Origin of the sequence: Lacihabitans sp. CS3-21, assembly GCF_024343675.1 — a bacterium.
GTDB lineage: Bacteria > Bacteroidota > Bacteroidia > Cytophagales > Spirosomataceae > Leadbetterella.
The window spans coordinates 24,995-39,325 of the sequence record NZ_RJUD01000021.1; the positions used below are offsets into that span (position 1 = coordinate 24,995).

Consider the following 14,331-nt stretch of genomic DNA (forward strand, 5'->3'; position numbering starts at 1 on the left):
CAATGTGGGTGCAAAGATAAGGGGTCTTTTTTTATTTGTCAAGCCTTATTTAAAAAAAATATAATAATTTTCGTTTCTGTCCTACAATCAATTAGTACTTAGTATTTTTGCGTAATTATTATTTTTATGAATAGACAAGCTGATTTTTCTAAAGGACTCCTTCCTGCCATTATCCAAGACTTTTACACAGGCAAAGTACTTATGCAAGGTTACATGAATGCCGAAGCACTCGAAAAAACCCTTAGTGATGGAAAGGTAACTTTTTATAGCCGTTCGAAAGAAAGACTTTGGACCAAGGGCGAAAGCTCCAATAACTTCTTGAACTACAAAGAACATCAACTTGACTGTGATGGCGACGCTATTCTGATAAAAGCAGTGCCCGATGGCCCCACATGTCATACTGGAGATGATACCTGTTGGAGCGAAACAAATACAGGGAAAGTGATGTTTATTCAGCAATTAACTGAAATCATAAAAGACAGAAAAAATAACCCTACAGATGCTTCTTACACTGCATCTTTGTTTAAAAAAGGAATCAACAAAATAGCCCAAAAGGTAGGTGAAGAAGCCGTAGAATTGGTCATAGAAGCCAAAGACGATAACAAAGATTTGTTTTTAGGCGAAGCTGCCGATCTGCTTTTCCATTATTTAATATTGTTGGAAGCCAAAGAAATCAGCCTTGATGAGGTACTTAATGTATTAATAACTAGACATCAATCAAAATGACAAATTACATTGTAAGACTGCTCGTTTGCGGTCTCATTTTATTCTTAGTTCCAAATTACTTGAAAGGCGTTCAGGTAGATGGTTATGTAACGGCCATTATTGTGGCTTTGGTCATGAGTATTCTCAATACCTTTGTGAGACCCATTCTGAGCCTAATTTCTTTACCAATTACTTTTCTAACTTTAGGACTGTTTTCTTTGGTTATAAGTGTTTGCATGGTTTATCTGTGTGACTATTTGGTAGATGGCTTCAGCGTTGAGGGCTTTTTACCGCCACTTATCTTGAGTTTTATCTTATCTATCGCCAATGGTATCGTTGGGATGTTTCAGAAGGATAAGTGAGTTTAGTTACTAGTAATTGGTTATTGGTTATTGGTGGAATGGTAATTAGTGAGTTTTGAATTACGAATTACGAGTTACGAATTACGAGTTTTGAATTACGAGTTACGAATTACGAGTTTTGAATTACGAGTTTTGAATTACGAGTTACGAGTTACGAATTACGAGTTTTGAATTACGAATTACGAGTTACGAATTACGAGTTAAGAATTACGAGATACGAATTACGAGTTACGAATTACGAGTTACGAATTACGTCCCGATAGCTATCGAGAGAGTTGTGAGTATTGAGTTGTATTGGGCACAATGTCGTATCGAGAACAATAAAATTCAGATGGTAATCTGAATGAAATTGCGACCTTAGGTCTGGGAGGTGTTCCGTTCGAGACGAATACTGAGATGTTATTAGGACGGGCTGTATTGAACATTTGAAAACGTGTTCTCGAACGGAACGCCGCCCGCAAAGCTCGAACTGACAGAATACTCTTGAACTGACTGACTAACAATGCTTTCAATTTTAAACTTACAAGTTATTTATATATAAATCAATAAAAAACAGGCGTCCTGCCTTTTGGAAAATTACTCAAATGTCTATTTTAAAATATCTAATCTCTTTTTCGGCTTTAATTCTTTTACAAGCTTGCTCCTACTCAAAACCTTTAGAGATCGAAGGATTTGATTCCGAACTCTTCAAAGGCGACCGCGGGGGTTGCGAAGGCAAACGAATACAACAACTGGCATTGTTGAAAAAAAACAAAGACCGTATTCTGAGTATCTCAGAGAACGAAATCGTGAAAACCATTGGTCGATATGATTACCAACTTTTAGATAAAAAATCAGAAAAATATGTAGTTTATTATTTCGAACGTGGCCCCCAATGCCAAAACATCCGCAACATTACCAACTCCGAAGCCATGATTCTACATTTCAACTCCATTGGGCTAGTTAAAGAAGTAGTTTTTCAAAAGGGCGGAGCGGATAGTATGTGAGTGGGCGTTTTTTATAAACACATAGAAGCATAGATATCATAGGTTTCTCTATGTGTACTTTGTGCCTATGTGTTTATATTTTTAACCACATAGATATCATAGGTTTCTCTATGTGTACTTTGTGCCTATGTGTTTATATTTATAACCACATAGATTTCATAGGTTGTTTTTAGGTGGCCCGATGGTCTTTGTGTTTATCTTTTTTAACACATAGCCACTAGATAACCTAGCTTGTTTTTATGTGTCCTATGAGCCTATGTGTTTAATATTATACCGAATAATAAATTTTTGTCTGTAACCAGCCTTTTTATAGAAAAAATCATTTATTTGTGAAATTGTTAGGATTTTCTAAGTTCATCCAGCAGTTTTACTATTATTTTGAGCCTTTATGAGATATATTTTCTTTTTATGGATAATGCTATCTTGCCCAACTTTGCTGCTTGCTCAAAAAATATTACATGGTCATACTTACGCTTTTAGAACAGGCTTGTTGGCGGCAAGCAAGCAAAGTACCCCTTTCTTTTTACATACCAATCAGTTTGGCCTGATGCCTACCCAACCGGGGATTGCCTATTTATCGGCAGGAATCTCCAAAGATTACGATAGTTTATTAACCCTCAAGAGAAAATTAAAGCCTTTTAATTATGGCTATGGCATAAATGTGCACGCCAATATGGGAAAAACCAACCAAATTCTTTTGCCAGAGGCCTATCTAAAACTACGGTTCAAACATTTGGAGTTTTATGGTGGCAGACGAAAAGAGATACAAGGCCTTACCGACTCTACCCTCAGCTCTGGTGCTTATGTGTGGTCAGGCAATGCACTTCCTGTGCCAAAGCTTCAAATATCCACGCCCAATTGGGTGGGATGGGGACCATACAAAAGGCTAAGCTACAAAGCGGGTCTATCACATGGTTGGTTTGGCACACAAGGCATTATCGAAAACTATTACTTGCACCAAAAATGGCTCTATCTCAAAATCAGTGATAAAAAACAAAAGTTACAACTGATGGGCGGTATCAACCACCAAACCCAATGGGGCGGATACTCTGAAGAATTGAAAAAAGTAGGTGGCCCATTTCCTCCTACTCTTAATGGTTATTTAGCTCCCAATCCCTTGTATAGTTACCAGTTTATCCTATTACCATTCTTACAAAAATTAATAGGTATTGACCCTACTAAAGTACCTGGATTTGATGGAGGCTTGGCCATAGGGAATCAATTAGGAAGTATTGATTTATCAGCAATCATTAATCAAAACTGGCAATTTTACCACCAAAAACCGTTTGATTTCGCACGTTCTTTGGTGAATTTTAATAACATCGAGGATGGTATTTATGGCATAGCTTGGAAGAGCAAACAGCCTAAAACTATCCTCCAACACGTGGTAGGCGAATTTATTTATACCAAAAGCCAAGGGCTCTATAGATTTGGCAAGTACAGAATGAGCAATTCAGGAGAATATGATGACTATTTTTCGCATGGACAATATCAATCTTGGACTTATAAAAATCGCATAATGGGTACCCCTTTTATTTTAACAGATGATACCCGTCGGGTTGTCAACAATAGGGTAAAGGCATTTTATATAGCTATTGATGGTCAATACAATTCTTTAAACTTTATGATTAAAGCTCTTCATAGTTCTAATTATGGGAGGTATAGCTCCCCTGTAGATGTTGCTTCTTCTTCTTTTCTTTTGGCTGTTCAATATCCATTACCTTATCAGCTTAACCTAAGCCTGCAAATTTCTCAAGACATCGGTGGATTGTTTAAAAACGCTACTGGCTTCCACATTTCCTTTACCAAGAGCCTAATTTTGTAATATGCTGTTTTCCATAATTTATTTGTCGTTATATTCTAGCACTCACATATGGCTAGCTTTCTCCATTAAATAAATTTTAAAATGATTTTTAAGGAGGATTGATTAAATTCACGTAATTTTTTGGGCTTCATGATTCCATCCAAGCATTTAAATAGAATTTTAAGCTTTGTGTATTTTACCATTTTTTGGTTGAGTACCCACATATCCTATGCCCAAGGACTTTGTGACAAAAATAATTGGCCTCCAAATGCTGTGGAAGGCGGTTTTAAAATTGATGGAGATATAAGTGCGGGTTGTACCCCTATGGCAGTCAGGCTGAAAGACATGTCTGGAGGATCTGATATTCGCTACGATTTTTATTATGATGGTAAAGCTGCAAATCTACTTGATAAAGTAGGTAACAAAGACTCCACCAACCTTGCTTTGTTTTCTAACCCCAACTCTATACGATATTATACCATACTTCAATATGGCAAAAAAAACGGGAAAGATATGTTTGCCTGCAAAACTGTGAGTGTAAGACCCAACAACCAACCTGTTTTTAGTTATAGCACTTGTAATAATAACTTCTTAAATCTCATTATTCCTCAAGACCCTGCCAATAATTTTGATTATTATACCATCGAATGGGGTGATAATTCAGCAATTCAAACTGTTACAAGTTTACCATTTACAGCTAACAAAAGTTATGGGACTACTACTCCAACGCGTTCCATAAGGGTTAAAGGCGAAAACAACACGCCAACAGGTTGTCAGCCACCCCCTTTTCAAACTATCAATATGGATAGCGATGGAAATGTCCCTAAAATCACAGAATTAGAGGTTCTTCCAGGAGGTACTAAAGCAAAACTATCTTTTTCCGGAACTTTTGATACACACCAAATTTATCAAAGGACACCTTCTCAAAACTATTCCTTTCCTAACTTTAAATATCAAGCAAATCCAGGAACCATTACAGTTGATTTGATAAATAATCAACAAACATGTTTTATGATATACAAATATACTGCTTGTGCTCAACTGAGTGGTGAAGTATGCACAATTCAACTGGATTCTATCCAGATTTTTGGCCCAAATATCAATACCCTTTCATGGCAAACCATTGCCCAAAACCAGACTTCTAGTATATTAAATACTTCCACTATTAAAAACATAAATTATGATATTGATTGGCAAGAGATAGAAAACAACAATATTCTTATTCAAAAAATATACAATGTTAATCCGACATATGGACATACCATTGCCAAGTGTAGTGCCAACTACTGTTACCAAATAATTGCCAAAGTGGAAGGAGAATGGAGTGTTAACCCTGCTGTGCCTTATTCTTCAATTTCCAAATCTGAGATCAAATGTATTGACCGTAAAAGTGTAATCACACCTCCTATCACCGACGTAAATGTTAATGTCCTTGCAGATGATAAAATTGAGCTTTCATTTACAGACAATTCAAATTGGTCAGTCAACAAAGCATTTTATTTCCTCTATGAAGCTTCCCCCAATGGTTTCATAAAAAGAGATAGTCTTACTCCCGCCTCACAAAAAAAATTTAATGTCAATGCTGATGCCACAAAGGCAAGTCTATGCTATCAACTGGGCTATAGTGATGTATGTGGTAGTAACTCAAAACTATCAGGCGAAATATGTACCATACACTTACTGGTTAATAATAAGGAAGAACTCATTTGGACTGATGTATCCCCATTTGGAGCTTCTGGTATCAACAATTTTGAACTTATTAGTATTGATGAAAATACTGGTATTGAATCCTTACAAAATACAGTACCTAGTTCACAACTGATGACCCAAGTAGATTTGAGTAATTATGAAATAGAAGCCCAATTTAAAATTAAAGCCTTGAATGCCAATGGCATGGGTAGTTACTCCAATACAGTTAGTATACCCATTGAGGCGTTGTTTTTTGTACCGGATGCCTTTAGTCCAGATGACAACCAACTCAATGATACTTTTGAAATAAAGGGGCGACTTGGAAGGGTAAAAACCTATGACTTGAAAATCTTTGACCGATGGGGAGCGAATATCATTCAAATCAAAGACAAAAATCAAAATTGGGATGGCAACATTACGCTCAAGCCTCTCAGTGGTGGTATATATACTTTTCAATTAAAAATTGAACTCAATAATGGGGAAAATATATACAAAATTGGTAAATTTGAAGTCCTTAAGTAAAAAGCCTGCAAATCATAAATAGATATTAAACCCATTTACACATTTTGAATAGAATACTATTTATCCTTCTTTTACTGCTTTTTCAAACTGGTTTTGCCCAACCGATTTTCAAAAAAACACAAATTCATGCCACACTTGGCAGCATTGTTTCTAGCGATTCTACTACACCATTTCTATTAAGAAGCAAACAATATGGCTTAGTTCCTGTTAAATCTGGAATTGGTTATTTTAATCTAAGCTTAAAAAAAGAATATGATTCCCTTTATACCACCACAAGCAGAAAGCTCAAAAAATTCAGCTATGGATATGGCCTAGAAACGCATGTAAATTTCGGAAAAACAAATCAAATCCTTTTACCCGTCGTACATATTAAGGCAAGATATGGAGCATTTGAACTTTATGGAGGGAGAAGAAGAGAAATTCAAGGTTTGGTAGATACTCTTGGCACCATAGGAAGCTATATTTGGTCTGGGAATGCTTTGCCTATGCCCAAAATTGAAATATCCATACCCAACTTTACCCCAATCAGTAAAAACGGATTAATTGCCATCAAAGGCAATTTTGCCCATGGCTGGTTTGGTAAAGGAGACTCTGTACAAAATGTTTGGTTGCACCAAAAAAGTTTCTATGCCCGCATAGGGAAGCCTGCATGGAAATTCCATTTACTAGGAGGGTTTAATCATCAAGTTCAATGGGGAGGGCACCCAACTAAACCATTTTATGATGAGTTAAGTAAGCAGATTATAAACCGTTTCAGCACAGACTTCTCTACTTTTATAAAAGTAGCAACAGGTATTAGTCTAAATAGCAAAGGACAGGGAGCGTCCAGTGGAGCCCCTGCGAACGAGGCACTTAATAGAGCTGGAAATCATTTGGGTTCAGTAGATATTGGTCTAAACTTTACAATGGGGAAATACAATATCTTTTTTTATAGACAAAGTTTTTATGAAGATGGCTCATTGTTTTATCTCAACAATATTGCTGATGGGTTGTATGGCTTGTCTATATCTCAAAAAAATAGTTTTCTGAGTAAGATATGTCTAGAATACTTAGATACGAGAAATCAAGGGGGGACTTTGTTTGAGTGGACGCCAGAACTTAGGGGAAGAGACGATTATTTTAATAATTCATTGTACAAAGATGCTTGGACGTATAAAGGAAATACTTTAGGTACGCCTTTATTTGTTTCTAACCAAACTTTGTTAGGTAGACCTTCCTACGCCAAAAACTTGGGACAAAGCAATTTTATTATAAACAATAGGTTATCAGCCATACAAATGAATCTATACTACCATTATAAGAGTTTTTACGGTAATACGCAAATCATCCAATCAAAAAACTTGGGTAATTATGAATATCCATTTAAGTACGCCCAAGTTTCTTTTATGCAGCAAATCAACACTTTTTATAAAAGCTACAAGCTTTCTGGAAAAATAGCCAGTGACTTTGGAGAATTGTGGAAAGATAATTTTGGGATTAATCTATCTATAGCTAAACAAATCAGATAAGTTCTAATTCGCCTAAATTATCCAATTTCTCGAAGGGCGAATTGTTACTGATATATTCTGGAACCAAGACTTTTAAGTAGCTAACAATTTCTACATTCGTCCAGTCATTGAGTTTTAGTTCAACCATCTCGAGCTTTTTACTAATTTGCTCATAATCTTCAGGAATTATCTTGGCGATCATCAATTTTGGATTATAAGTAGCCAGATTATCCTCCGCACTGCCTATCAGCTCTTCATACAATTTCTCACCAGGTCGTAAGCCCGTAAACTTAATTTCGATCTGTTTATCCACCTCAAAACCCGAAAGCTTTATCATCCTTTTGGCCAATTCTACAATCTTTACGGGCTCTCCCATGTCAAATACAAATACCTCTCCCCCTTTGCCCATCGTACCTGCCTCCAATACCAATTGGCAAGCTTCAGGGATGGTCATAAAATATCTAATAATATCAGGATGCGTAACTGTTACCGGCCCCCCCGCCGCTATCTGTCTTTTAAATAGTGGAATTACGGAGCCGTTTGAACCCAATACATTACCAAACCTAGTGACTATAAAACGGGTATCGTTCTTAAAATGCGAATTTAAAGATTGTACGTAAATCTCTGCCAAACGTTTACTAGCCCCCATAACGTTTGTAGGGTTTACCGCCTTGTCGGTAGATACCATTACAAATTTTTGAACTTTATACTTTGATGATAAATCTGCCATGAGCCTTGTACCCAGCACATTGACTTCTACCGCTTTGTAAGGATTATTCTCCATCAAGGGTACATGTTTATAGGCAGCAGCATGAAAAACTACATCAGGCTGGTGTTTAAGAAACAACCGTTCCATTTGTATTTTATTGCAGATATTTCTGGTTTCCAAAATCAACTCCGTAGAGCTGTCAGCTTTTTGCTTCAACCTGGTCAGTTCTGTTTCCAAGTCATATAAAGGTGATTCAGCTTGGTCTATCAAAACCAACTTGCTCGGACCAAAAGGTAATATTTGACGCACCAATTCACTTCCAATTGAACCAGCTGCCCCTGAAATAAAAACCACTTTATTAAATAAAGTTTCCATCACAAACTTATTGTTGAGTTTAATAGGTTCCCGCTCTAACAAATCGTCTATATTAATCTCTTTTATTTGATTAACACTTAGCTCTCCATTGATCCAAGTTTTTACGGGAGGGAGGCTTTTTACTGTAATCCCCAACTCCAAAAACTTATCTACTATCTCGTTCTTTCTATTTGGAGTTATGGATTGAATGGCCAAAATGACCTCTAGACTCACATTTTTAAAATCTGCACTGTTTATATATAGTTTCAAAGCATCTTCCAAAGAAACCACCTTTGTTCCTTCCATGGACTTACCAATCTTACTGTTGTTATCATCTATAAAACACAGTATCTGATTCTTCTTCTTTTTGTCCTTCAAAATCGTATTCTTGGTAATCAAACCCAACTGACCCGCTCCGTAAATAATCACCATTTGTTGTGATTTAAAAGAATTGAGCAGATTATCAAAAATGGCTTTGATGATAAATCTACTGGCTATCAAGCCAAACAAGGCGATGAAGAAGTCTATAGCCAGTAAGGAATAGGGAATTTGAACAAATTTCGTAAAAGTGCTCAAATCCAATAAGGACAGTAGTACCAACTCTAAGCTAGAGAGTACGACAGACTTAAACAACAATTTTGCGTCTTCTATACTGGTATGCCGAATGATACCTGAAAAAGTATTGAGGTATAGGAAAGATGATAACCGCACCAAAATCACCAACAACAAATGATACTTGAAGAGCTGGGGGTCGATATAAGTTAACTCAAAGTTGAAACGAATAGTTGTAGAGAACACAAAAGATATACTGATAATGAATATATCCATTATCAAAATCAACCATTTCGAAACAAACCTTTCGGTGTATTTAGATAAAATTTTAGACATAAGCGTCTGTTTATGATTTAGTATCAAAACTAATAAAAAAATAAGCTTTTGTAAGAATTATAAACTCAGAATCTTACTTTTTTATTATTCGGCAAAAAAAATCCCAAGCAGTATGTAACTACTTGGGATTTCAAAAATAAAATAATTAAATTATTTTTTTTTCAACAATTCGTTTTCAGCTTTCAATGCTTTCACTTCTTTGTTTAATTCTATCATATATAGCGTAAGCTCTTCAATCTTTTCCATAAACATTTTAGAAGTCTGACCTACTTCCATTCCCTTATCTACCATATCTTGAGCAGATGGAACATTTGGTAAGTGTTTGTTTGAAATTGTAAACTTTTCAACTTCCTCTAAAGTCATCATTTTTTCCTTATATGATTTTTCAAAGACATAATCTGCCCAATCAGTAGTAGAAACAAGGGCAACTTTAACTTTCTCGGTAAGAATTCCACCTTTTACCAACAAATTATATCCTCCAGCAGTAACGGCATCAATTCTCTTTAAATTACTTGCAGGTACATCACCAATTGTAACAAATTTTGCTGAAAAATCTCCATAAACCAAAGGAGTAGCAGTATTAGAATTGGCAATATATAACTTATCAGAATTTAATTCATTGTAACCCGCTTGGTAGCCAAGAAATACATTTCTACTACCTGTCGCGTTAAAACCTGATTCAGAACCCACAGATGTATTAAGATAACCGCCTGTCCCTGCATACAAGGCGTGTCCACCAATTGCAACATTTGAACCTCCCGCTATGTTACCTCTTAGAGCATTTAATCCTATAGCCATATTATCCGTTCCAGTTGTATTATCTTGAAGGGCTTGAGCACCTAATGCTACGTTATTTGAACCGCCTAAATTAGAAACCAAAGTTCTATAACCGATAGCAGTGTTATAATTACCTCCTGTACTCACAGCCAAATTATTAAATCCAAATGCAGTATTTCCCACTGCAACACCAACATTTAATACACCACCCGAATTAAAACCAAATAATGTGTTAGAGTTTTGAGCTAAATATCCAGATTGGGTACTTGCAATTTTGAATATTAAAGGCTGATTGTCGGTAGTTCCAAGAAAATTTGTAGCCGGATTGGTTCCAGCATCACCAGTTTTAGACCAATTAGCGGCGTCTAATGCTACAGCTTTTGCATCACCTTCTGACAATGGTTTCCAAGTTGAACCATTATAAAAATAAAATCCAGTTTTTTCGTTAGTCTGATAAATCATCAAACCAGTTGCAGGGGAAAGTATATTATTTCTTTTCTCAATTGTTAATCGAGGTATCAAAAGACCCTTGTCAGCAGACTCTAAATCTAAAATAGCTGAATTATTTGGTGTCTTTGTACCAATTCCAACATTTTCTTGAGCAATAGAAGAATAAACCCCTAGGAACAAAAACAGAAAAAGTAGTTTGTAAAATGTTTTCATCTTAATTATTAATTATTGTTTTTTCGGATTGAGATTATAAAGGTAAAAAAGATACAATGCGAATTCAAGTTTTGAATCTCTTTTTTATTAAGTGGCTCGACGATATCTAACATATATATAAAATAAATTAAGTACTACTAGAATAACTAATGTACTAAATAGTGAATTAATACCATTAACTATTGACAAAATAACACACAAGTTAATTCCTAATTGAATAAAAGAATATAAAGCACTAACATAAAGGTGAGAAAGTTTTTTCTCATTAACCAAAATCTGAAATAAATGCCTCTTATGTGCTTGAAAAATATTCTCTCTCTTTAATAATCTAAAAATAATTGTTTGAATGGTATCAATTCCATAAACAGAAAGAAAAAGGATATAAATATAATTACCTTCAACTTTTATCAATTTAAACAATAAAAATAAAATTATAGCTGCCATCGAAATACTCCCAATATCTCCAGCAAAACATTTGGCTTTGGTTCTGAAATTAAATAAATTAAACACTTGAAGTGAAATGAAAACGTAATATAAAATTTCCCCTTCTATAAATTCTTTATGAAAAGTATTGATTATCCAAAATGTAAATATCAAAATCGAACTGTAAGACCCCGTCATGCCATTGATACCGTCCATAAAGTTATAGGCATTGATAATACCCACTGAAAAAATAAAAAATGGGAAAATTAACCAATAGCTAACTTGATTAAACAACTGGATTTCGTAAAAAAATAAGCCTACTGAAATAACTTGGACAGCTAACCTAATCCAATTTGGTAGTGTCTTTAAGTCATCTATAAAACTTATTATAGAAATCAAAGTTAATCCCAAAAAAAAATATGGGAAAGACGCTTTTGAAACAATAAAAAATATACAAATTGAAATCCAAAAAATAATTCCACCCCCTCTAATTGTACTGACAGAATGAGAGCTTCTTTCGTTTGGATTATCGACTATGCCGTAAAAGCTCGCTATTTTAAAATATAAAAGCATTGAAATGAAAAGCAAAGTAAAAATAAGAAGATACCACATTTTTATTACGAATATAAATTTGAATACTTTTCTAAAATCTTATCAACACTATATTTAGACTCTGCAATTGCCCTTGATTTCAATCCTTTATCTCCCACCATGGAAATATCAAATTGATTAAAAAAATTGACCAAGCTTGCTTTTTGAGAAAATTCGAATTGCCAACCTATATTATTTTCTTTAATCAACAATCCAATTTCACCGTTCTTGTTACCTATGTATAAAATAGGCTTTCCAGCAGCCATAATATTATAAGATTTAGACGGCACCCCTAATCCGAACATTTGTTCATTGATAGCTACGATGGCCACATCACAAGCATTTAAATATAAATTTTGCTTGCTTCTATTAAATGATGAACAGAAACTAACATTAGATAAACCCAAAGCATTGGCTTTTAATATTAATTTATCTTTAAAGGCACCCTCTCCTAAAAACATAAAATGTAATTCAGTATTGGAGATTTCACTAATTATATCTAAAAGTTCTGACAGACCTTGGAGTCGCCCAATATTACCAGCATACTGAAAGATAACCTTGTCCTTTAAATCGACATTTTCATAGATAATAGCTGAATCTACTTTAATAGGAAAAACAGTGTGGATGTCTGACCAATTCTCTATTACTGAAATCTTATTATTTTCATTTCCAATTTTTTTCTGAAAAAGCTCCTGCATATCTCTACCTAAAACAATTATCCTATCTGAAGATTTATATGCCCAAGTAAATAAAGAATTTAACACATAATAAATGGTTGATCTAGGTTTTAATATTTGAGCTGGTATCAAATTTTCTGGGAAGACATCATGAACTAAAATGCTTAGTTCAAAAGCTTTTATTTTTGACAAAAAAGAAGCTAATGGTACAATAAAAGCAGGATTTGTTACTAACAATACTCTATCATTCCTTTTAATCTTTATCATCATTTGGAATGCCAGTGTTATCGTCAAATACATAAAGCGAAAAATCCTAGATAGAATTCGGTTTTTATCAAGTGAGAGTGCTTTTATCCGATGAATTTTTACGTTTTCAGAAAAGTATTGATCGGCAGCAATTAGCTTAGTTCCTTTTTCATATATGTCTGAACCACAAATAATATTTACTATTTGATCTTTTGCCAAATGTTTTGCGATATTGGTCATGTAAAACCCTGTAGCAGTTTCATCAGGATAAAAAAGCTCAGATACAATCCAAAGTTCACCTCTTAATTTCATTTTACTTCGCTCCAAACTACTCTTTTAATATAGTCAACATAGGATATTATTATTCTGACTATCTTTTCCGAAACATTGGGCATCGAATAGTCGCTAACTTCTCTAAATCTTCTTTCACCCAAATACTGCCCTTCTAAGGATCTGAGTCCTTGAATAACTCTTTCGGGATTTAGACCAACCATCATCACCGAAGTTTCTTCCATAGCTTCAGGACGTTCGTGTGCTTCTCTGAGATTTAAAGCAGCAAAGTTAAGAATAGAAGACTCCTCCGAAATGGTACCGCTATCAGACAATACAGCTTTAGCGTTCATTTGAAGGCATATATAATCGCTTAAACCAAAAGGTTTTTCAAGTCTTACCAATTTATGGAACACAATGCCTTTTTGCTCAATCATTTTCCTAGTTCTTGGATGAGTACTAACGATTACTGGCAAATTATAGGTTTCAGCCAATTGATTTAGAATTTGAACCAAATTGGCAAAGCCTTTCTCAGAGGATATATTTTCTTCTCGATGAGCAGATACCACAAAATAATGTCCTTTTTGCAAATTTTCAGCTTCCAAAATCTTCGAAGCCTTAATTTGGGGTAGATAGTGATGTAGAACTTCAAACATAGGACTGCCAGTTTTGATAATTCTATCAGGGCTTAATCCTTCTCTAAGAAGATATTCACGAGCAATACTGCTATAGGTCAAGTTTATATCTGCAATATGATCTACTATCTTTCGGTTGGTCTCTTCAGGCACTCTTAAATCAAAACACCTATTGCCTGCTTCCATATGAAATATAGGAATATGCCTTTTCTTAGCAGGAATGGCACACAAACAACTATTTGTATCGCCCAAAACTAAAAATGCATCTGGATTTTCTTTTTCTAATACTGGATCAATATTTATGATTATCTGGCCAATGGTCTCTGTTGCGTTCTTGCCAGCAGCATTCAAAAAATAATCTGGTTTTTTCAATCCCAAATCTTCAAAGAAGATTTGATTTAATTCATAATCATAATTTTGACCTGTATGCACCAAAATATGCTCTATGGCTTCGGATTCATCAAGTTTTGAAATAACTCTTGAAAGACGAATTATTTCTGGTCTTGTTCCAACGACTGTTACAACTTTTAATTTTTTATTCAT

At 34.7% G+C, this 14,331-nt stretch carries 11 protein-coding genes; 6 read left to right on the top strand and 5 right to left on the bottom strand.

Features of this window, described 5'->3' with window-relative positions:
- Positions 1-126 precede the first annotated feature (126 nt).
- The 6 genes from hisIE to EGI24_RS12630 all read left to right on the top strand — a co-directional run bounded on the left by hisIE (position 127) and on the right by EGI24_RS12630 (position 7,576).
- Positions 127-726, top strand: coding sequence for a bifunctional phosphoribosyl-AMP cyclohydrolase/phosphoribosyl-ATP diphosphatase HisIE (gene hisIE / locus EGI24_RS12605; RefSeq protein WP_255048777.1), 600 nt, complete (start codon positions 127-129; stop codon positions 724-726).
- Complete coding sequence (locus EGI24_RS12610; protein WP_255048778.1) at positions 723-1,067, top strand: phage holin family protein; 345 nt, start codon at positions 723-725, stop codon at positions 1,065-1,067. The genes hisIE and EGI24_RS12610 overlap by 4 nt, the downstream gene beginning before the upstream one ends.
- A gap of 584 nt (positions 1,068-1,651) precedes the next feature.
- Positions 1,652-2,053, top strand: a complete 402-nt coding sequence (locus EGI24_RS12615) for a hypothetical protein (RefSeq protein ID WP_255048779.1) — start codon at positions 1,652-1,654, stop codon at positions 2,051-2,053.
- 388 nt (positions 2,054-2,441) lie between these two features.
- The gene (locus EGI24_RS12620) at positions 2,442-3,878 is read left to right on the top strand and encodes a capsule assembly Wzi family protein (protein ID WP_255048780.1); all 1,437 of its coding nucleotides are present in this window, start codon (positions 2,442-2,444) and stop codon (positions 3,876-3,878) included.
- A 168-nt stretch (positions 3,879-4,046) separates the two neighbouring features.
- A complete protein-coding gene (locus tag EGI24_RS21890; RefSeq protein WP_255048781.1) occupies positions 4,047-6,068 on the top strand; it encodes a T9SS type B sorting domain-containing protein in 2,022 nt (673 codons plus the stop codon).
- Positions 6,069-6,112: 44 nt separating this feature from the next.
- Positions 6,113-7,576: a capsule assembly Wzi family protein gene (locus tag EGI24_RS12630; RefSeq protein ID WP_255048782.1), complete on the top strand. Its 1,464-nt coding sequence runs from the start codon at positions 6,113-6,115 to the stop codon at positions 7,574-7,576.
- On the opposite strand, the gene EGI24_RS12635 is transcribed toward EGI24_RS12630, so the two are convergent.
- The 5 genes from EGI24_RS12635 to wecB form a co-directional block, all read right to left on the bottom strand.
- Entirely contained in the window at positions 7,569-9,506 is a 1,938-nt protein-coding gene (locus EGI24_RS12635; RefSeq protein ID WP_255048783.1) for a nucleoside-diphosphate sugar epimerase/dehydratase, read from the bottom strand. The two genes, EGI24_RS12630 and EGI24_RS12635, sit on opposite strands and share 8 nt — an antisense overlap.
- A 150-nt stretch (positions 9,507-9,656) precedes the next feature.
- Positions 9,657-10,946 carry a hypothetical protein gene (locus EGI24_RS12640; RefSeq protein ID WP_255048784.1) on the bottom strand — a complete coding sequence of 430 codons (1,290 nt, stop codon included), beginning with the start codon at positions 10,944-10,946 and terminating at the stop codon, positions 9,657-9,659.
- A gap of 87 nt (positions 10,947-11,033) precedes the next feature.
- A complete protein-coding gene (locus EGI24_RS12645; protein ID WP_255048785.1) occupies positions 11,034-11,981 on the bottom strand; it encodes a glycosyltransferase family 4 protein in 948 nt (315 codons plus the stop codon).
- 5 nt (positions 11,982-11,986) lie between these two features.
- Positions 11,987-13,195, bottom strand: a complete 1,209-nt coding sequence (locus EGI24_RS12650) for a glycosyltransferase family 4 protein (RefSeq protein WP_255048786.1) — start codon at positions 13,193-13,195, stop codon at positions 11,987-11,989.
- Positions 13,192-14,331, bottom strand: coding sequence for a non-hydrolyzing UDP-N-acetylglucosamine 2-epimerase (gene wecB / locus EGI24_RS12655; RefSeq protein ID WP_255048787.1), 1,140 nt, complete (start codon positions 14,329-14,331; stop codon positions 13,192-13,194). Before wecB ends, EGI24_RS12650 begins: the two co-directional genes overlap by 4 nt.

Excerpts from the sequence above, each read along its gene's own strand:
- hisIE (WP_255048777.1), top strand. The coding sequence starts at position 127 with ATGAATAGACAAGCTGATTTTTCTAAAGGACTCCTTCCTGCCATTATC.
- EGI24_RS12610 (WP_255048778.1), top strand. The coding sequence starts at position 723 with ATGACAAATTACATTGTAAGACTGCTCGTTTGCGGTCTCATTTTATTC.
- EGI24_RS12615 (WP_255048779.1), top strand. The coding sequence starts at position 1,652 with ATGTCTATTTTAAAATATCTAATCTCTTTTTCGGCTTTAATTCTTTTA.
- EGI24_RS12620 (WP_255048780.1), top strand. The coding sequence starts at position 2,442 with ATGAGATATATTTTCTTTTTATGGATAATGCTATCTTGCCCAACTTTG.
- EGI24_RS12635 (WP_255048783.1), bottom strand. The coding sequence starts at position 9,506 with ATGTCTAAAATTTTATCTAAATACACCGAAAGGTTTGTTTCGAAATGG.
- EGI24_RS12640 (WP_255048784.1), bottom strand. The coding sequence starts at position 10,946 with ATGAAAACATTTTACAAACTACTTTTTCTGTTTTTGTTCCTAGGGGTT.
- EGI24_RS12645 (WP_255048785.1), bottom strand. The coding sequence starts at position 11,981 with ATGTGGTATCTTCTTATTTTTACTTTGCTTTTCATTTCAATGCTTTTA.
- EGI24_RS12650 (WP_255048786.1), bottom strand. The coding sequence starts at position 13,195 with ATGAAATTAAGAGGTGAACTTTGGATTGTATCTGAGCTTTTTTATCCT.
- wecB (WP_255048787.1), bottom strand. The coding sequence starts at position 14,331 with ATGAATAAAAAATTAAAAGTTGTAACAGTCGTTGGAACAAGACCAGAA.